The organism is Symbiopectobacterium sp., from assembly GCF_047692315.1.
Taxonomy (GTDB): domain Bacteria; phylum Pseudomonadota; class Gammaproteobacteria; order Enterobacterales; family Enterobacteriaceae; genus Symbiopectobacterium.
The window spans coordinates 88,484-107,778 of the sequence record NZ_JBLLJS010000012.1 but is presented as its reverse complement, the minus strand read 5'-3'; the positions used below and the strand labels follow the sequence as shown (position 1 = coordinate 107,778).

Here is a 19,295-nt window from a genome sequence, read left to right as displayed (position 1 = left end):
AGGTGAGGATGTTTAGAAAGCAGAATCATCACACGCTGATGAACGTGGGCCAATCCTTGGAAATCAAGGGCCGTAGTTTATGGCAGGATGCAGGGCGCCGGTTTATGCATCACCGCGCTGCTGATTGCTGTGCTGGTGGGCACTCTGTACGGGGCAATTTCTGGCTATGCCGGTGGCAAGATCGATTCTGTCATGATGCGCTGGCTGGAGATCCTGAACTCCTTTCCCTTTATGTTTTTTGTCATTCTCTTGGCCACCTTTTTTGGTCAGCAGTTACTGCTGATCTTTATCGCGATTGGCATGGTGTCGTGGTTGGACATGGCAAGGATTGTGCGCGGGCAAACGCTGAGTCTTAAGCGTAAAGAATTTATTGAGGCAGCCGTGGTATGCGGTGTTTCTATCATGGGCATTGTATTGCGTCACATCGTGCCTAATGTGCTCGGAGTTGTGGTGGTTTATGCCTCACTGTTAGTCCCCTGCATGATCCTGTTTGAATCGTTTTTAAGTTTTCTTGGGCTGGGAGTGCAAGAGCCGCTCAGCAGTTGGGGATCGCTACTCAATGATGGTGCGAACTCTATGGAAGTGTCGCCCTGGCTGCTGCTGTTTCCCGCTGCGTTTTGGTGGTTACCCTGTTTTGCTTTAATTTTATCGGTGATGGCTTACGGGATGCCCTGGACCCGAAGGATCGCTAAGGAGCCGCTATGATTGCAAATAACGCAGAACGGAAAGTGGATAACCTCCGCGCGCTACATCCGTTGCTCAGCGTAACGGATCTCAGTGTGCGCTTCGCCACCGAGAACGGTGACGTTACGGCGGTGAACGCGTTGAGTTTTACTATCGATCAGGGCGAAACGCTGGGAATTGTCGGGGAGTCAGGTTCTGGAAAATCGCAGACCGCGTTTGCGCTGATGGGACTGTTAGCCGCAAATGGCAGCGCCAGCGGTTCGGCGCGATTCATGGGACAAGACATTCTCAATCTGCCTGAAAAATCGCTGAATATGCTGCGGGCGCAAGAGATCGCCATGATTTTTCAAGACCCGATGACCTCGCTCAATCCCTATATGCGCGTCGGTGAACAGTTGATGGAAGTGCTGATGTTCCATCAAAAATGCAGCCGAAGTGAGGCATTCGACGGCGCTGTCAAAATGCTGGATGCGGTACGGATGCCGGAAGCTCGTCAGCGAATGAAAATGTACCCGCATGAATTTTCCGGTGGCATGCTCCAGCGGGTGATGATTGCTATGGCGCTGCTGTGCCAGCCAAAACTGTTGATCGCCGATGAACCGACTACAGCGCTGGATGTCACTGTTCAGGCACAAATGATGACGCTGCTCTCCGATCTGAAACGTGAATTCAACACCGCCATCATCATGATCACTCACGATTTAGGGGTGGTGGCAGGCATTTGTGACAAGGTGCTGGTGATGTATGCCGGGCGAACCATGGAGTATGGCAGCGCGCGAGATGTATTTTATCGTCCCTCTCATCCCTATTCGGTAGGGTTACTCAATGCCGTACCTCGTCTGGACGTTAGCGATGAGACACTGGCCACTATTCCGGGTAATCCGCCTAATCTGTTGCACTTGCCGCAGGGAGGCCCGTTCCTTCCCCGGTGCCCGTATGCCATGGCGCGTTGTCAGGAAATACCGCCTTTGACTGCGTTCGATGCCGGTCGGATGCGCGCCTGTTTTCGTGCCATTGAGGAGGTGTTATGACCACCCCGCAGGACAAACGTGTCATCCTTGATGTGCGCGATCTTTGCGTACACTTCGCCGTTAACGCGCGTAAAAAATGGTTTTGGCAGTCGCCACAATCGCTCAGGGCGGTGGATGGTGTTACGTTTCGACTTTATGAAGGTGAAACGCTTGGCATTGTCGGTGAGTCTGGCTGTGGTAAATCAACCCTGGCGCGCGCCATTATTGGACTGGTTAAAGCCACCAGCGGGCAAATTTGCTGGTTGGGAAAGGATTTGTGTCACATCCATCACGATGGATGGCGCCATGTTCGCAACGATATTCAAATGATTTTTCAAGATCCGCTGGCGTCGCTCAACCCGCGTATGACGGTGGGTGAGATCATTGCCGAGCTGTCGCGTACCTACCGCAAGGATCTGTCGCGGCAAGTAATCAATGATCGTGTCAAAAATATGATGCAAAAGGTGGGGTTACTGCCTAACCAGATTAATCGCTATCCCCATGAGTTTTCAGGCGGACGGTGTCAGCGTATTGGTATTGCCCGGGCATTGATTTTACGTCCCAAGCTGATTATTTGCGATGAGCCAGTATCGGCGCTCGATGTGTCGATTCAGGCGCAGGTGGTGAATTTGCTGAGGCAGCTACAGCGAGAGATGCAACTGTCACTGATTTTTATTGCTCACGATCTCTCCGTCGTCAAACACATTTCCGATCGCATGCTGGTGATGTATCTCGGCCATGCCGTGGAGTTGGCAACCGATGAGGCGTTGTTTGGCAATCCGCTGCACCCCTATACTCAGGCGCTGATGTCGGCGGTACCCATTCCCGATCCTGATAAAGAGCGTAACAAGCAAATACAGCTATTAGAGGGCGAGTTGCCTTCACCCATTAACCCGCCTTCTGGCTGCGTGTTTTGTACCCGTTGCCCGATAGCCAGCGAAGCCTGCACAAAGACGCGCCCCTTGCTGGAGGGAAATTTTACCCATGCGGTTTCGTGTCTTAAAGTCGATCTGCTACATGGTTAGCAAAAAAAACGGCCTGCAAATGTGCAGGCCGTTAATCAGGCTATTTATTCACGCCACAAGATGTGGCACATCTTGTTGTCTTTTTCACGGCAAATCAAAATGCGTGCAAACACGTCAGTAATCGGGTTGCCGTCTTTTTCCGCCAGACCAATCACGACTTCAGCAAAAAAATCGGGATTTAAATCAACATCAACATGTTCCTGCCAGTCTTCAGCGGGATCGAATAATTCTGCGCCGCCGTGCTCTTCAAATTGCAGGTTGAACAGGATGATATCCGCGGGATCAAGGTTGTCTGATGCCAACTCAAGAAAAATATCATAGGCTTGTTCGAGCGTTTCATCTTCCGTAAGGCGGTTGTTCAGGTCCATAAGGCATTCCCATTGATTCAGTAATGGCACTATTAGAACATGACGGCTTCGCTATTGACAGTGCTGCACATGGCGATTGTCCGGATACTGAACATCAAAGAAACGGGCTGAAAAAGTAAAACAGGCGCTCAACGATACGCTGCCAGTAGGGGCGCTGCTGCCATTTGGTTTCATCCATCAGGCGTGAGCGCGCGATATAGTCTTCCTGCACGCAGGCCAGGTCGCTGCCAAAGCCGTCGTCATCGATAACCAGGGTGATTTCAAAGTTGAGCCACAGGCTGCGCATATCCAGATTAACGGTGCCGACCAGGCTGAGCTGCCCATCGACCAACACGCTTTTGGTATGCAGCAATCCTCCCTGAAACTGATAGATTTTTACCCCTGCGGCAAACAGTTCATTGAAAAAGGCACGACTGGCCCAGCCGACCAGCACGGAATCATTTTTGTGCGGCAAAATGATGCTGACATCAACGCCGCGCTGCGCAGCCGTACAGATCGCATGTAGCAGGTCATCACTGGGCACGAAGTAGGGCGTGGTCATGATCAACTGATGCCGTGCGGAGTAAACGGCAGTCAGCAGCGCCTGATGGATCATGTCTTCAGGGTAGCCCGGACCTGATGCAACCACCTGCACAGTATGCCCGCGTTCTTGCTCGAACGGCATCAGGTTGACATCGGGCGGCGGGGGCAACAGACGCTGACCCGTTTCCATTTCCCAGGCGCAGCAATAGATGATGCCCATGGTAGTGGTGATTGGGCCCTCGATGCGTGCCATCAAATCGACCCATTGGCCTACATCCGCATCCTGTTTGAAAAAGCGCGGATCGACCATGTTCATGCTGCCGGAATAGGCAATGCGGTTATCAATCAGGACCACCTTACGGTGCTGACGCAGATCCATGCGGCGCAGAAAAGCACGAAACAGGTTAACCTTGAGGGCTTCCACCACTTCAATACCGGCATCGCGCATTTGTGTCGGGTAGGTGCTGTGGAAGAAATCAACGCTGCCCGCAGAATCGAGCAAAATTCGACATTTGACGCCGCGCTGAGCGGCGTTTTTCAACGCTGTGCTAACCTGTTCTACCAATCCGCCGGGTTGCCAGATGTAAAACACCATCTCGATATCGCTGCGTGCCAGGTCGATATCGTGCACCAATGCTTTGATGGTGTCTTCAAAGGTAGTCAGCAGTTGCAACTGATTTCCCTTGATGCCACCGATCCCCTGACGACGCTCACACAATTGGAACAATGATCGCGCTACTTCGCTGTTCTCAGTGGCGAAGATTCGACGATACTCGGTGAGTTCACGCAGCCACTTAGCCGTTGACGGCCACATGCGGCTGGCGCGCTCGGCGCGGCGTTTACCCAGATGCAACTCACCAAAAGAGAGGTAGGCGATGATACCGACCAAAGGCAGGATGTAGATAACCAGCAACCAGGCCATCGCAGAAGGAACCGCACGGCGTTTCATCAAGACACGTAGTGTGACGCCCGCGATCAGCAGCCAGTAACCCAATACCAGTAGCCAACTCAACAAAGTGTAAAAAGTTGTCATAGCAGCGCACAGATCCCTTCGGCACACGATTGACATAAAGTGTACTCATAGTTTGCCAAAAGAGGAAATTCCTTTCGTCTGAATACAATAGGAGAAAATCACACCGACAGACGCTGCAAAGTGTGTCGGGTGCTTGGATCGATTTGAGAACGCGCTATACTATCACGCCGCACCCCCTCCCGTTTTCGATGAAGAGTTTTGTCGTGAGACGCAGCAGAAATGAAGTGATCCGGTGGCGCATGTTACGCCAGGTTCAGCGGCGCAGAAGCTGTTGGTTGGAAGCCCAGTCGCACACTTATCAGCATATCCATTATGCCCGTTATCTGCAACAGAAACATCAGCGTCGTGCTTTGCTTTACGCGGTGGCTTACGAGTGGTAATCGTTCCTTAGCGAGGTACCAAACCGATCGTGCTAACGGCCACCGTGGGTGGCCGTTGTTTGTTATATCTGCACGTTGCTAGGGCGCCTGCGTAATAGTGTGGATGATGAAGGTTACCCCCTTTCCGGTGAGTTTGGCGTTGGCAGGGTGAAGAGGGTGACTGACGCGCGCAACTGCTCAGTCTGCGCCAGTAACGAATTGAAGGTATCAGCACTGGCCTCTACCTGGCTGACATTCTGTTTCACCGTGCCGTTCAGCGTTTGAATATGGTCGGTAACCGCTTGGATATGCTGCGTTTGCTGCGAGGAAATGTCGGCGATATCATTGAGAAAAGCGCCGGTGCCCTGTGCGGAGCTGATAATATTTTGCAGGTTGTCGCTCAATTTCTTAACCAGCTTGGCACCGGTCGCGACGCTGCTGTCAGGGTCGCGGATAAGCACATTAATATGCTGTGCCGACTGGCTGCTTTGCGCTGCCAGCGTGCCAACCTCGCGGGCGACGACCGCGAAACCGCGCCCCAGTTCGCCAGCTCGCGCAGCTTCAATGGTGACATTTAACGACAGAATGTGAGTCTGAAACGCCACGTTTTCTATCATCCCGATAGCCTCCGTCATCTCTTTGGTGCGCCCGGTGATGTCGGACATCGCAGCATGCACGTCATTCATCATCAATTCGCCGTGAGCGACCATGGTACTGGTATTCAGGGCATGCTGGCTGGCTTGCTCGGTATGCTGGGTGTGCTGCGCCAGTTGTTCATTGAGCTGAAGAATATTGTCAGTGATTGCTTTTAATTCATTGGCTTGCAGCCGCGCCTGATCCAAAAGTGCTTGTTGTTCACGTAAGCGATCGTTGGCCGTCGTGTCATACTGCACTTGGGTCATGGTATTGGAAATAATCGCGATTGACATCAGTTGCAGCAGTGAAACAAACCGATAATCAGCAATAACCCCAAAAAATGCTGGGTCGGAATCTGCGGAACATGTCCCTTTTCCCTTCAGAAACGCGAATCGTGGTAGCATAAGTCCTGGCTCTCAATAAACAAGAGTCAGCACCATAGCATTGTTAAATGACTATATTATTTCAGCTTTTTCTTCCGAGCGCTCATCTGTTTCAAATTTTTTGATATAGATAACGAGCTGAATGCACGTGGGGAATGCAGCAAAAGCATGCTAAAATCCAGTGCTTATGCTGCATCAAAATGCCGTCTTAAACAAAATAACCGTTGGTAACGCAGGGTTAAAATACCTTTTTGAAGGGTTTTGCGGTTACGTTCTGGTATACACCAGCAGCAACGTAAGGATCGGCATCGGTCCAACGCTGTGCATCGGTGAGAGAGGCGAACTCGGCGATGACGGCGGAACCGGTAAATCCTGCGTCACCGGGTGCTTCGCTGTCAACGGCCGGTAATGGACCTGCTGTGAGGAGTCGTCCTTCATCGCGCAACGTTTGTAAACGTGCCAGGTGGGCAGGGCGTGCAGCCAGACGATTTGACAATGAATCGGGAACGTCCTGGGCGAAAATGATGTACAACATCTTGATAATCCTCAAGGGAATAGGGAGAAAATACCACCATACTCTGCTCATGGTTTTTTTAACAAACTATCGGGTTCTTATTGAATATGATTGCTATTTGCATTTAAACTTGGGCGGCTAAGAGGACAACGAAAAATTATGCCGCAAACAACTTTATTAGGAATCCGCCGCCAATCCTGGTCTTTTTTACTTTCTGTTGGCGTTCATGGCGGGTTAATCGCCGTATTGTTATACGCATCCTTTAATGGCGCGCTTGAGCTGCCTCAGGCGACGAAACCGATCAGCGTCGTAATGGTCGCACCAGCGGCAACGGAGGCGGCTCCTGCGCCGCAGGCCGCTCAACCCGAGCCAAAACCGGAACCTAAGCCGAAACCGAAAACTGAACCGGTAAAGAAAAAGGTCGAGCAGCCGAAAAAGACGCAAGAGAAGGCGGACGAGAAACAGCCTCCATCGCCGTTTACCTCAGAGGACGCCATCAAAACGCGTGACACTGCACCGGTACGTCAGGCTCCGGCACCGTCAGCGACGGCGCAGTCGTCAGGGCCACGCCCGCTGAGTCGTGCACAGCCGCAATATCCGGCGCGCGCTTTCGCGCTACGCGTAGAAGGCAAAGCAACGCTTCAGTTTGATGTGGACAGCGAAGGACGCGTAGACAATATTCGTGTACTGAACGCGCAGCCACGCAACATGTTTGAACGCGACATTCGCCAGGCAATGCGCAAATGGCGCGATGAAACGGGGAAACTGGGCAAAGATTTGCAGGTGACCATCATCTTTAAGATTGATGGCGGTGCTGTGGTCGAATGATCGAGTAACAAAATGGAAATAAAAAAGAACCGCTGATGCGGTTCTTTTTTTTACTCAGTGACAGGTTGAGCTAATGGACGATCAGGGCTGGTCAGGGGCCGGATCGGGCGGTAATTCGCGTGGATGGCCCGCTTTATCCACTGCAACGTAGGTAAACAGCGCCTGCGTTGCGCGGTAACGTTGCCCGATAGGCGCGGAGGAGACCTTTTTGACCCATACTTCGACATTAATATCCAGCGAACTGCGACCGGTGCGAAGATAGCGGGCATAGATAGCAGCAAACCACGTCACCGACGGCAACAGGTTTGAGGAAGCTCATGCCGTCAACGCGAACGGTAACGACGCGCCCTTCAGCAATTTCTTTTGCCATGATGGCGCCGCTAATGTCCATTTGCGACATCAGCCAGCCACTGAAGATGTCCCCGTTGGCGTTGGTATCAGCGGGCATGGCCAGCGTGCGCAGAACCAGCTCACCGTGAGGTGCTGTTTGAGTAGTAATCATCATCGTCTCAGGTTAACGGTTAAATGATTACTGTTTGCTTTCATTATTATTCTGCTCGGGAGGCAGATAGCGATAGATGTAAACGCCGCAGGCCAGTGTAAACAACAACGTGAGCCCTGTCAGCCCGAACACTTTGAAGTTCATCCACAGGCTTTCTGACAGCCAGAACGCAACATAGATATTGAGCAATCCACAGGCAATGAAAAACAGCGCCCAGGAGGTATTCAGTTTGCGCCAAACCTGTTGCGGCAGTGTGATCTCTTTACCGAGCATGCTCTGGATCAGCGATTTGTTGAAAAACCACTGTCCAATCAGTAATGCACCGGCAAACAGTGCGTAAATGATCGTCACTTTCCATTTGATGAATTCAGGGTTATGGAAATAGATCGTCAGCCCGCCGAACACTGCGACCAGAACGACGGTGACCAGCATGGTTTTTTCAACTTTACGGAATTTGTACCAGCTGTAGAGGAAGGCTGCGAGCGTGGCGGCAATCAGTGCCCCGGTGGCCCAAAAGATATCGTACAGTTTGTATACGACGAAAAAAATAAATAAAGGCAAAAAATCAATAAGTTGCTTCATTATACCGACCCATTACAACGCGAGGTGCCAAAGATTAATCACATTCACCCGTAGGCGATCGTCTGCTGCTGGCTGTCATTCATCCTTGATTGCGCCATCCACTTCCTATTTTATCATAAGAATTTGCAGAACATTACTTTTCTGGCAATCATGCATGCCGTCCGCAGACGGCATGTTCATACGTTATTGACGCAGCAGCATATACAGACGGAAAAGATAGATTAAAAAGATAGCAGAGATCAGGTTACTCACCCCATTCATCAGAATCGCCATGGTAGTCGGCGATGCCAGCGGTACGCGTGCCACCAGCATCAGCAGGGCAATCTTTGCCAATAACCAAAAGAGCACGGCGGGGGCAACCAGCTTAAGATTACCATAAGCGAGCTTGGCACTAACGCGAATGGAAGCGAATACCCCTTTATTCTCAACCGCGGCAATCACCGATGACAGGCTGACGGCTATGGCCAGTAGCACCCCGGGCACGATCAATAGCAGCATGCCCAGTTGCACCAGAATAGTGCCCACCAGAATTAAAAAGAACAGCCGCGGCAGTAGTGGCGCAGAGGCGCCAATCGCACGCAGCGCGCTGGTGGGTTGCCCGGCGGAAACCTGCCTTACCAGCGTCAGTACGCCGCCAGTCAGCAACGCGTTGCCCACCAGTGCCGCAAAGGTGCTGGCCGCAGAAACTTTAAGCAGCACCATTTGCTGCTCAGGCGTCATCTGTTGAATCAGATCGTGCAGCCCCAACTGACCGGTACTGGAGAGATTGCCGCTGACATTACTCAATATTTGCAGTTGATCCGGTGCCGGTATCAATGCCTGATTTAACATGACAGTGATAACCGCCGTAAGCAATGACAGCAACAACAGGCCGATGAGTTGGTTACGTGTAAAATTCATAGTGTCACGGTAGAGGGTACCGGCCGTGATAGGCATGAAAGCTCCTTGGCTATTCAACAGTGAAAACGACGCGTCTGCGCGCCCAATGTTCCACATTGTAACCTGTTACCTCAGAAGGTTGCACCTTGCTGCACGTCTGAAAAGAGTATTCGCCGCAATTTTTATCAGGCAGGAAAAAGTGGGGGCAATCCGTAACGCGCTCTGGCGCGATTGCAGGCGCTGTTTTCCTCGCCGTTCACACCCGATCGCAAAAACTCACGGCAAGGGGATGGGAGTTGCGCTATAGATGCTGCAACTGACGGTCTGGCCAATTTCGCCTTCAAGCGCAGTACAGCGGCAGTGTGATTGACTGTTGGTGCCCTGCATACAGCGGATAAAAGGGGTGATGGGCTCTGTCGGGGAAGCCGGCGTCACACCGCCACCGTCATCAGCCTCTGCCCAGTAAAATGAGACGCGAAAAAAACCGCAGCAGGCCCCACATTGCAGGCAACTGTTGAGGTTATCACCGATATTCGATTCCTGGTTCGACGTATCCACGGTTTGCCTCTTCCACAACGTCATCACACTGTGCCGGACAGGCAGTCACTATAGCGCCAATGATTCAGCGCCGTGAAGGCTCAGAATTAGCTAGCGCACTAAATGCCATTAATGGTGAAAATTGATTTGAATAAATTTTATTGATTTGAATAAATTTTATATTTTTAAATCAGTTGGCGCATTTTTATGCGTTTAGAATTTCGCTTTTTTTAGCGTAAAAGTTGTGATCTGGCTTAAAACAAGAATACCTACTTAGAGGTATTCTGCGCACGACTTTAAACCATATAAATGGAGTGGGTAATAATGAAAAAAACCTCTTTGGCTCTACTCGTCGCAATGTTGCTGCCAGCTTTCGCGCAGGCGCATCAGGAGGGTGATTTTATTGTGCGTGCAGGAACAGCTACTGTGCGCCCGAATGCGGGTGGGGATACGGTACTTAACGTCAGCTCTTTTAAGGTCGATAACGATACGCAGTTAGGGCTGACATTTAGCTATATGGTCACGGATAACATTGGCGTTGAGTTGCTGGCGGCGACGCCGTTTACGCACAATGTTGGGTTGCAAACCATTGGTAAAATTGCGCAGGTTAGCCATTTGCCGCTGTCATTGATGGCTCAGTACTATTTCCGCGATGCGAAAGACAAACTGCGTCCGTATCTGGGGGTGGGGATCAACTACACCCTATTCTTCGATGAGAAATTCAACGATCGCGGCAAGAATTTGGGACTGGGATTGAGCGATCTTAGCGTGAAAAATTCCTGGGGCGTGGCCGGACAGGCCGGGTTGGATTATAACCTGGATAAAAACTGGCTGATTAATGCATCGGTCTGGTGGATGAATATTGATACCGATGTGCGTTTTAATTCCTCTTTGGGGCCGCAATCGATCGGCACTCGTCTCGATCCTTTCACCTTTATGTTTGGCGTTGGATATCGTTTTTAATCTTTTTACAACGTGACATTAACAATAAAACCTGCGGCGCTTTCGAGCGCCGCATTTATTTCCCAGTAAACAATCACGTACTAAATTATATTTTTACCAGAACAAAAAAACGGCGGAGAGTAATCCGCCGTTTTTCAACACAGGGTAAAACAAACCAATAAAGCTAACGTAATAACCGTTTAGCGATTAGAAGTTGTATTGTACACCAATACGGAAGCGAGTTTGACGTTCGTCAGTATTTTTGCTGCCTTCAATGTTGCCCACTTCGGCATACGGAGTCCAGTTCTTGTCATATTTGTATGCCAGCTTAACGTTGTGGGTCATGTTATCGTTTTCATTGTCTGAAATATAACCCGCTGAACCAGATTTGGTATTTTTAACGTACTCAAACTCATACTCAATGTTGAAGTTGGCCGGCAGTTTATAACCCAGGGTGCTGGTGATCGTATAGCCACTCATGTTGGTGTTAGCGCCGCCAATGTTACCACTGTTACGTTGGTAGAACGGACGGTAGCGCAGGCCGTAGTACAAAGAATCCGTGATGTTCGCGGTGCCCTTGATATAAGGACGATATTTGGCGCTGACAGAGTCAGATACAAAGTTCAGACCAGCTTCCAGGCCAAACGTTTTATCGAACTTGTACAGATAGCTTGCAGTTACTTCAGTACCATTGCTGACAGGTTCGCTGAACGGTCTGTTCGGCGTAGTGTCCTTACCACTCTGCGCCCCTTTGCCTTCCATAGACAGACCAAAACCGTTGTCAAAACGGTTAGAAAGCAACAAACGATCTTGATGGTTTGCAGATTTGGTATCTCTCATTTCATGGCGGTAGTCAATGGTCACAGCCATGGTGCTCATGCTGACTAACGAGGTTACCATCATCGCGAGTAATTTAGCTTTCCTTATATTATCCCATGTCAAGAGAATTATTATTGAAGAGAAGACGCTACTTTTTTATAGCAAGTCCATTGTATGTATTCTTTCTTACAGTAATGTGAACAAGATCTTCAAAATCAGATATTAGTTCAGCGGTTTCATTTTTGTGATTTTGTTCAATTAATCAAGCGAAATTTTATGTATTCAAAATTAAAATATAGTTTTGAATTTTATATATTTTTGTTTTGAAGTTTACCTTTCAAAATTTGAAATTAATTTTTTACAAATTAATGTATTTTGAAATATATTTTTTTATTTGAATTTATCAATACATCAAAAAATAACTTTTATCCGCGTTTTTATTTGCAAAAAATAATCATAAACAGGGTATTGTCAGGGCTGAAAAATAATTTTTTCGCTGCTGTGCTCGGTAATGGGATTGATTCGCTAACACAGTGAAAAATGCTGTCCCCCGCCAGAAAAATACCGGGCGGGGAAGAGAATAAAGGCAGGATCAAGTGCGCGTGGCGGCCTTCATACGGCTGACAAAATCATGCAGTTTCGCCAGCATCACATCCGGTTGATGACGATGTTGTTCAATGATACGTACAATGGCTGAGCCAGAAATAGCGCCAGCAGCACCTGAAGCGATAGCCTCTTTCACCTGTGAGGGTTCGGAAATGCCGAAGCCTTGCAGAGAAGGCGCAGCGTGATATTCCGTCAGCGTGGCGATCAAGTGGTGCAACGGCAGCTCAGCGCGCTTCTCCGCGCCCGTCACGTCCGCTCGTGACAACAGATAGGTATAGCTACGGCCATGAGAGGCTATCTCTCTGAGCAACGCGTCATCTGCGTTGGGCGGACAGATAAAGATGGGCGCAACGTTATGTCGCAACGCCGCCGCACGGAAGGGCGCAGACTCTTCAATCGGCACGTCGGCGATCAGTACCGAATCAACGCCCGCTTCGGCACAGCGCTGATAAAACGCATCGATACCGTTGCTAAACACCAGATTGGCATACATCAACAGGCCAATAGGCATGGTGGGATGCTTTTGGCGGATGGCGGCCAGCATCTCAAAGCAACAACCGGGGGTAACACCCGCTTCAAAGGCGCGCAAGGTTTCTGCCTGAATAGTGGGGCCGTCCGCCAACGGATCGGAAAACGGAATGCCCAATTCTAACGCATCGGCACCGGCATCGATCAGCGTGTCGATAATCTGCAATGATAATGCCGGGGTCGGATCGCCTAAGGTAACGAAGGGAACAAAGGCGCCTTCCTTCTTTTCAGCCAGTTGAGCAAACCGTTGTTGATAACGCTCCATCAGATCTCCCCCCGACCTTTCAAAATATCGTGAACCGTAAATATGTCTTTATCACCGCGGCCAGAGAGGTTAACCACCAGCAGTTGCTCTTTTTCGGGCTCCAGGCGGATCATCTTCAAGGCATGTGCCAGCGCGTGGGACGATTCCAGCGCAGGAATAATCCCTTCATGCCGGGAGAGTTCCTGAAATGCGTCCAGCGCTTCATCATCAGTAATCGAGACGTAGTCGGCACGACCGATGCTGTTCAGGTAGGCGTGCTGCGGGCCCACTGATGGGAAATCCAGCCCGGCAGAAATAGAGTAGGATTCCTCGATTTGACCGTCTGACGTTTGCATCATCGGGGATTTCATTCCGAAATAGATCCCCACGCGGCCGTGTTTCAGCGGTGCGCCGTGTTGTCCGCTTTCGATGCCTAACCCAGCAGGTTCGACTCCAATCAAACGCACGGAGCTCTCTTCAATGAAATCGGCGAACATGCCGATTGCGTTAGAGCCGCCGCCCACGCAGGCCAATACCGCATTAGGTAAGCGTCCTTCGTGCTCCAGAATCTGCGCTTTGGTCTCTTCACCAATCATGCGCTGGAATTCACGCACGATGGTCGGGAACGGGTGCGGGCCAGCGGCTGTACCCAATAAATAGTGCGCTTTATCATAGCTGCCAGACCAGTCGCGCAGCGCTTCGTTACAGGCATCTCTCAGCGTAGAAGAACCGCTGTGCACCGGGATCACCTCGGCACCCATCAGCCGCATACGAAACACATTGGGCGACTGGCGTTCAACATCTTTGGCACCCATGTAGATGCGACACTTCAGGCCGAGCAAGGCGCACGCCAGCGCGGTGGCCACACCGTGTTGTCCCGCACCTGTTTCGGCGATGATCTCGGTTTTCCCCATGCGCTTGGCCAACAGTGCCTGACCCAACACCTGGTTGGTTTTGTGCGCGCCACCGTGCAACAGATCTTCTCGTTTGAGATACAACGTGGCGCGCGTGCCCTGCGTCAGGTTACGACAGCGAGTGAGCGCCGTTGGCCGACCCGCGTAGTTTTTCAGCAAGTCAGTAAACGCAGTCTGAAATTCAGGATTTTTCTGTGCGTCAACAAAGGTTTGTTCCAACTGCCTTAACGCGGGGAGCAGTATCTGCGGCACATACTGGCCGCCGAATTCACCAAAATAAGGATTAAGTAACGTCATAATGTTCCTGTCTGTCCTGTCAGTACAAATCGAAAATTGATGCGTGTCGAGCTCACTACCCGGTGATTACTGCGGGTAAAGCGGGGCAAAAGCGGCGTGTATTTTCACCGCGTCTTTAATCCCGGGTTCGCTCTCAACACCGGAGTTAAGATCCAGCCCGGCACAGCCGAGCTGTGCGGCTTTGGCGCTATTGAACACATTCACGCCACCGGCCAACAGCACCTGATCGACGTCGGCACCGTGCAGAAGATTCCAGTCAAAGCGTTCACCGCTACCACCTTGTGCGTTATCAAACAGATAGCGGTTCACGCTCATCAAATCCCGTTTCGGAAGCCGTTTTTCAACGCTGAGCGTTTTCCAGATCTGGCAGGTTGCGGGCAGCAGTTGGCGCAGGGCATCAATGGCTGTCTGGTTTTCGTTGCCGTGCAGTTGCACTGCGAACAGCCCGAGTTGACGGGCAGTTTGTGCAATCTCAGCGGCGGGCGCGTTACGGAACACGCCGACGTAGTGCAATGGCGCACCGGACATCACCGTAGGCGCGAATTCCGGTGTCACATAGCGCGGCGAGGAGGGCACAAAGATCAGCCCGCCATAAACCGCACCGGCGTTATACGCTGCGGCGGCATCCATCGCACGCGTCAGTCCGCACACTTTATTTTCGCCCAAAATCAGTCGGCGCACCGCCAGGGCTAAATTGGGTTCTGACATCAGCGAACTGCCGACCAGAAAACCGTTAGCATAGGCGCTCAGCTCGCGAATTTGTGCGGCATTATGAATGCCGGATTCACTGATTACCTTAACATTTTTGGGCAAGCGCGGCGCCAGCGTGCGCGTGCGATCGAGGTCGATAGACAGGTCGCGCAGATCGCGGTTATTGATACCGACCACGCGCGCTTTGAGCGCGATAGCCCGTTCCAGTTCTGCTTCGGTACTCACTTCCGTCAACACGCCCATTTTCAGGCTGTGCGCTATCTGGGCCAGTTCTCGGTATTCGTGATCGTCCAGCACCGACAGCATCAGCAGAATGGCATCGGCCTGATAATGGCGCGCCAGATAAATCTGGTATTCCGAGATGATGAAATCTTTGCACAGCACCGGTTGTCTGACGGCAGCGCTGATACGCGGCAGAAAATCAAAACTGCCCTGAAAATATTTCTCATCCGTCAGCACAGAAATGGCGGATGCATAATCGCTATAGACACGAGCGATCGCCACCGGATCAAAACCTTCGCGAATCAGCCCTTTGGACGGCGATGCCTTTTTGCATTCCAGAATAAACGCGGGTTTTTTGTGTTTCAGCGCCGCATAAAAGTCGCGCTGGCTAGGAACAAGATCCGCTTGAAAGGTGGATAACGGCTGTTCTTGTTGGCGTGCAACAATCCAACTCACTTTATCCTGTACGATTTTGCCCAACACGGCCTTGCTCAGTTCTGATTCCTGCATAGCACCTTTACCCTCTGGCGGCGAGCGCTGTCACGCGCTGGTACGCCTGCCCGCTGTGAATAACATCCAATGCCTGCTGCGCGTTCTGGCGTAAATCTTGTTGTCCGAACAGACGCAGCAATAATGTGACGTTGGCAGCCACGGCGTTATCGTGCGCGCGCTCGCCTTTGCCTTGTAACAGACGCGCCAGAATATCACGGTTCTCTTCGGGCAGCCCGCCCTGGAGTGCAGAAAGCGGGGCACTCTCCAGACCGAAATCGCGGTGGGTCAATTCATAGGTTTCCACCTGACCATCGCGCAATTCTGCTACCTGAGTCGGGGCGTGTAGTGCAACTTCATCCATGCCGCCACCGTGTACCACTGCGGCGCGTTGATAGCCGAGTACGCGCAGCGTTTCGGCAATGGGCGTTACCAGATGCGGGCTGTAAACACCAATCAGCGCCAGCGGTGGTCGCGCCGGGTTAATCAGCGGGCCAAGTACGTTAAACAGGGTGCGCGTTTTCAACAACTGGCGTACCGGCATAGCGTGGCGGAATCCGGTGTGGTATTGCGGTGCAAATAAAAAGCAGACGCCCAGATCGTCCAGCGCTTGGCGCGATTGCGCCGGTGCCATATCCAGTTTAATGCCGAACGCAGAGAGCAGATCGGAGGAACCGGAACGGCTGGAGACGCTGCGGTTGCCGTGCTTGGCAACCTTGACACCGCAACTGGCGGCAACGAAGGCGCTGGCGGTAGAGATGTTGATACTGTTGGTGCCATCGCCGCCGGTACCAACGATATCGGCAAACAGGTAATCCGGACGCGGGAAAGGCTGCGCATCGGCCAACAAGGCTGCGGCAGCACCGGCGATCTCTTCCGGATGCTCGCCACGTACTTTCATGCTGATAAGCGCAGCGGCCAGCTGCGCGGGTTCCAGCTCACCGTGCACAATGGCGCTGAACAGTGCCTGACTTTCGTCGCGAGAAATGGTCTGGGCACCGAACAGTTTTTCCAAAATGGCCTGTTTTTCCAGTGTGGCGTCGAAGGGGGCGGCGGCCAGCGTATTCACAGAAGCTTGCATAACATATCCTTAAATTCGGTAATGATTTTCGGGGTGAGTCGCGATGAGGCTTACGCCAGCGCCTGTTCCAGCAGACGGGCACCGTGAGTGGTTAGAATCGATTCTGGGTGAAACTGGAAGCCGCAGACGCGATCGGCGTCGTGTCGCACTGCCATCACCATGCCATTAAAATGGGCATTGACCGTGAGTTCATCAGGCACCTGACTGCCCACCAGTGAGTGGTAACGCGCCACCGGCAATGGGTTAGGTAATCCCTGAAACATACCTTGGCCATCATGCTCAATGGCCGAGGCTTTACCGTGCAGGATTTCACCGGCTTGGCCCACGTGTCCGCCATAAGCTTCAACAATCGCCTGATGCCCAAGGCAAACGCCGATAATCGGCAAGCGACCGCGCAGGCGCGTCAACAGGTCGGGCATGCAACCTGCCTGAGCGGGCGTACCGGGGCCGGGAGAGAGCATCAGAACCGGGTTTTCCAATTCTTTCAGGCACGCCATGATGGTGTCAGCGGGAACCTGATTGCGGTAAATCACCACGTTGTGGCCGCTGGCGCGCAGCTGATTCACCAGGTTGTAGGTGAAAGAATCAATGTTATCGAGCAACAGGATATCGGCCATCAGAAGATCTCCTTGGCATAGTGAGCCGTGGCAATGGCGCGAAGTACCGCGCGCGCTTTATTTCGTGTTTCGTCAGCTTCCGCCTGCGGTTGTGAATCGAGCACCACCCCCGCACCGGCCTGAACGGTAGCGATGCCGTCTTCAACATAGGCAGAGCGGATGACGATGCAGGTATCCAGATCGCCGTGTGCAGTAAAATAGCCCACCGCGCCGCCGTAACTGCCGCGCCGCGTTTTTTCACTTGCCGCAATCAGTTGCATTGCACGCACTTTCGGTGCACCGCTCAGCGTGCCCATGTTCATGCAGGCCCGGTAGGCATGCAGGACGTCCAGATCGTTACGCAACGTCCCGACAACGCGGGAAACCAGATGCATCACGAAAGAGTAGCGATCCACCTTGGTAAGATCGGCCACATAGCGGCTGCCGGGTTCACAGATACGCGCCAGATCGTTACGCGCCAGATCAACCAGCATCAGGTGCTCTGCCAGTTCTTTATGGTCAGTGCGCATTTCCAGTTCAATACGGCTGTCGAGATCGCGGTCGAGTGAGCCATCCGCGCGACGGCCACGCGGGCGTGTACCGGCAATCGGGTAGATTTCAATCTGGCGTGAATCCGCATCGTATTTCAGCGAGCTTTCAGGAGACGCGCCAAACAAGGTGAAATCCTGGTCCTGCATAAAGAACATGTAGGGGCTGGGATTGTTCTCTTTCAGCGTCTGGTAAGCGGCCAACGGCGACGGGCATGGCAGTGAGAAACGGCGTGACGGCACGACCTGGAAGATTTCACCAATGCGAATCGCTTCCTGCATTTGACGTACTACGGCGCCGTACTCTTCATCGCTCTGGTTGCAACTGAGCGTCATATCCGTCAGCGTCTGACGCGGCAATGCAGGGGCCGTTTGCTGTAACTGATGCCCTAACTGTGCCAGGCGGTGTTGCAGACGCTGGCGTTCGGCGGCATCGGGCGTGAACAGGCTGGCCTGTAAATGGGTGACGCGTTGCTGGTGATCCAGAATCAACAAGGTTTCTGCCAGATAAAAGCAGTAATCCGGGCAGCGCTGTTGTTGGCTGAGCGGTGGTAACGCTTCAAATCCGGCTACCAGATCGTAAGCGAACAGGCCACCGAAGAACATCGCTTCCCGCTCATTGGCTGGGCTGGTTACCAGCGTTTGCAGCAGACGCAGCGCATCGAAAATGGAGAGCGAACGCAGGCGTGTATCTTCGTCTTGCAGGGTATCAACGGCGGGGAAAGTTAACTCGCGACCGTTGGGACGCACGGCGACGCGAATATCAGAGGGTAACAGCTTATCGAGCAGCGGCAGCAGCGTAGCGCCGTTAGCCGTCAACGCCTGAATAGATACCTGCTGTCCCAGAGCAGTAATGCGCAATGCGCTGTCAATGATCAACAGGCTTTTCAGATCCTGTTTACTGTCAATTTCAGCGGATTCCAGCAGCAGCGTTGCCGGTCGGGCTCCGCACAGCTGATGAAAGACCGCGCTCGGATTATCACGATAGGCCGCTTCGATACGCAGCAGTTCAAGCTGCGGCTTGTCGGTGGATGAAGATATCGTTGCTGATGTTTGCATCGTCGCTACTCTGGTTGTCTGCTGCCCGTTTTATGTCTATTTCACGTCTTCGCACAGCAGTAAGTCATAAAAAAAAACCGCCAATTGAGCGGGTTTAGAGATTTTGCATGTCGTGATAACAGCTATGCGTTAATACTCCACCCGCCATAGGGAAGAGCGCCACCAACCACCGGTTTTGAAGCTGCCGCTTACCATTGTGAGAAAGTGCGTTGCCATTATCACGTTTCCATTTATCTGCTGAGCTTTCGTACTAGTTAACTGGTTCATGAGCGCATTGTCAACCTGTTAAATCACTTTATTTTATCGATGCCGCTCAGCAGTCGTATGGTTCCCCTCAAGCCGTGTTTAATGGCATGATGTCCCGCGCTTCAGATCCC

16 protein-coding genes, 4 pseudogenes and 1 other annotated feature are annotated in these 19,295 nt (G+C 52.0%); of the genes and pseudogenes, 6 read left to right on the top strand and 14 right to left on the bottom strand.

The window, feature by feature from the left end:
- The first annotated feature begins 8 nt into the window (after positions 1–8).
- The 3 genes and pseudogenes from ACMZI0_RS04780 to oppF all read left to right on the top strand — a co-directional run bounded on the left by ACMZI0_RS04780 (position 9) and on the right by oppF (position 2,719).
- Positions 9–692: pseudogene (locus ACMZI0_RS04780) on the top strand (ABC transporter permease subunit).
- A 9-nt stretch (positions 693–701) separates the two neighbouring features.
- Positions 702–1,715 carry an oligopeptide ABC transporter ATP-binding protein OppD gene (oppD, locus tag ACMZI0_RS04775; RefSeq protein WP_415672131.1) on the top strand — a complete coding sequence of 338 codons (1,014 nt, stop codon included), beginning with the start codon at positions 702–704 and terminating at the stop codon, positions 1,713–1,715.
- The gene (oppF, locus tag ACMZI0_RS04770) at positions 1,712–2,719 is read left to right on the top strand and encodes a murein tripeptide/oligopeptide ABC transporter ATP binding protein OppF (protein WP_415672130.1); all 1,008 of its coding nucleotides are present in this window, start codon (positions 1,712–1,714) and stop codon (positions 2,717–2,719) included. The genes oppD and oppF overlap by 4 nt, the downstream gene beginning before the upstream one ends.
- Positions 2,720–2,763: 44 nt before the next feature.
- On the opposite strand, the gene ACMZI0_RS04765 is transcribed toward oppF, so the two are convergent.
- Both ACMZI0_RS04765 and cls read right to left on the bottom strand, forming a co-directional pair.
- Positions 2,764–3,087: an HI1450 family dsDNA-mimic protein gene (locus ACMZI0_RS04765; protein ID WP_415672129.1), complete on the bottom strand. Its 324-nt coding sequence runs from the start codon at positions 3,085–3,087 to the stop codon at positions 2,764–2,766.
- 94 nt (positions 3,088–3,181) lie between these two features.
- A complete protein-coding gene (gene cls, locus ACMZI0_RS04760; RefSeq protein WP_415672128.1) occupies positions 3,182–4,642 on the bottom strand; it encodes a cardiolipin synthase in 1,461 nt (486 codons plus the stop codon).
- Between the two features lie 203 nt (positions 4,643–4,845).
- Here cls and ACMZI0_RS04755 point away from each other — a divergent pair, with 203 nt between their 5' ends.
- The gene (locus ACMZI0_RS04755) at positions 4,846–5,022 is read left to right on the top strand and encodes a YciY family protein (RefSeq protein ID WP_415672127.1); all 177 of its coding nucleotides are present in this window, start codon (positions 4,846–4,848) and stop codon (positions 5,020–5,022) included.
- A gap of 113 nt (positions 5,023–5,135) precedes the next feature.
- Here ACMZI0_RS04755 and ACMZI0_RS04750 read toward each other — a convergent pair whose 3' ends face one another.
- Entirely contained in the window at positions 5,136–5,930 is a 795-nt protein-coding gene (locus tag ACMZI0_RS04750) for a methyl-accepting chemotaxis protein (RefSeq protein ID WP_415672126.1), read from the bottom strand.
- Between the two features lie 328 nt (positions 5,931–6,258).
- On the bottom strand, positions 6,259–6,555 hold the full coding sequence (locus ACMZI0_RS04745; protein ID WP_415672125.1) for a YciI family protein: 297 nt from the start codon (positions 6,553–6,555) through the stop codon (positions 6,259–6,261).
- 138 nt (positions 6,556–6,693) lie between these two features.
- On the opposite strand from ACMZI0_RS04745, the gene ACMZI0_RS04740 reads away from it, so the two are divergent.
- Positions 6,694–7,362 carry an energy transducer TonB gene (locus tag ACMZI0_RS04740; protein WP_415672124.1) on the top strand — a complete coding sequence of 223 codons (669 nt, stop codon included), beginning with the start codon at positions 6,694–6,696 and terminating at the stop codon, positions 7,360–7,362.
- Positions 7,363–7,443: 81 nt separating this feature from the next.
- Here ACMZI0_RS04740 and yciA read toward each other — a convergent pair.
- The 4 genes and pseudogenes from yciA to ACMZI0_RS04720 form a co-directional block, all read right to left on the bottom strand.
- Positions 7,444–7,864, bottom strand: a pseudogene (gene yciA / locus ACMZI0_RS04735) (acyl-CoA thioester hydrolase YciA).
- Between the two features lie 27 nt (positions 7,865–7,891).
- On the bottom strand, positions 7,892–8,446 hold the full coding sequence (locus ACMZI0_RS04730) for a septation protein A (RefSeq protein WP_415672123.1): 555 nt from the start codon (positions 8,444–8,446) through the stop codon (positions 7,892–7,894).
- Between the two features lie 183 nt (positions 8,447–8,629).
- On the bottom strand, positions 8,630–9,382 hold the full coding sequence (locus tag ACMZI0_RS04725; RefSeq protein WP_415672122.1) for a YciC family protein: 753 nt from the start codon (positions 9,380–9,382) through the stop codon (positions 8,630–8,632).
- A gap of 128 nt (positions 9,383–9,510) precedes the next feature.
- Positions 9,511–9,856 (bottom strand): annotated as a pseudogene (locus ACMZI0_RS04720) (YkgJ family cysteine cluster protein).
- Positions 9,857–10,186: 330 nt separating this feature from the next.
- On the opposite strand from ACMZI0_RS04720, the gene ompW reads away from it, so the two are divergent.
- Positions 10,187–10,825, top strand: coding sequence for an outer membrane protein OmpW (ompW, locus tag ACMZI0_RS04715; protein WP_415672121.1), 639 nt, complete (start codon positions 10,187–10,189; stop codon positions 10,823–10,825).
- Between the two features lie 186 nt (positions 10,826–11,011).
- Here the strand turns inward: ompW and ACMZI0_RS04710 are convergent, their stop codons facing one another.
- The 6 genes and pseudogenes from ACMZI0_RS04710 to ACMZI0_RS04685 all read right to left on the bottom strand — a co-directional run bounded on the left by ACMZI0_RS04710 (position 11,012) and on the right by ACMZI0_RS04685 (position 18,918).
- Positions 11,012–11,707, bottom strand: coding sequence for an oligogalacturonate-specific porin KdgM family protein (locus ACMZI0_RS04710; RefSeq protein WP_415672120.1), 696 nt, complete (start codon positions 11,705–11,707; stop codon positions 11,012–11,014).
- Between the two features lie 508 nt (positions 11,708–12,215).
- Positions 12,216–13,022 carry a tryptophan synthase subunit alpha gene (gene trpA, locus ACMZI0_RS04705; protein WP_415672119.1) on the bottom strand — a complete coding sequence of 269 codons (807 nt, stop codon included), beginning with the start codon at positions 13,020–13,022 and terminating at the stop codon, positions 12,216–12,218.
- Positions 13,022–14,215 (bottom strand): tryptophan synthase subunit beta, encoded by a 1,194-nt coding sequence (gene trpB, locus ACMZI0_RS04700; protein WP_415672342.1) that lies wholly within the window; start codon positions 14,213–14,215, stop codon positions 13,022–13,024. The genes trpA and trpB overlap by 1 nt, the downstream gene beginning before the upstream one ends.
- A gap of 63 nt (positions 14,216–14,278) precedes the next feature.
- A complete protein-coding gene (trpCF, locus tag ACMZI0_RS04695; RefSeq protein WP_415672118.1) occupies positions 14,279–15,655 on the bottom strand; it encodes a bifunctional indole-3-glycerol-phosphate synthase TrpC/phosphoribosylanthranilate isomerase TrpF in 1,377 nt (458 codons plus the stop codon).
- Between the two features lie 7 nt (positions 15,656–15,662).
- Positions 15,663–17,332, bottom strand: a pseudogene (gene trpD, locus ACMZI0_RS04690) (bifunctional anthranilate synthase glutamate amidotransferase component TrpG/anthranilate phosphoribosyltransferase TrpD).
- Entirely contained in the window at positions 17,332–18,918 is a 1,587-nt protein-coding gene (locus ACMZI0_RS04685) for an anthranilate synthase component 1 (RefSeq protein ID WP_415672117.1), read from the bottom strand. Before ACMZI0_RS04685 ends, trpD begins: the two are co-directional and overlap by 1 nt.
- Positions 18,919–18,985: 67 nt before the next feature.
- Positions 18,986–19,089, bottom strand: a sequence feature (Trp leader region).
- Between the last annotated feature and the right edge of the window lie 206 nt (positions 19,090–19,295).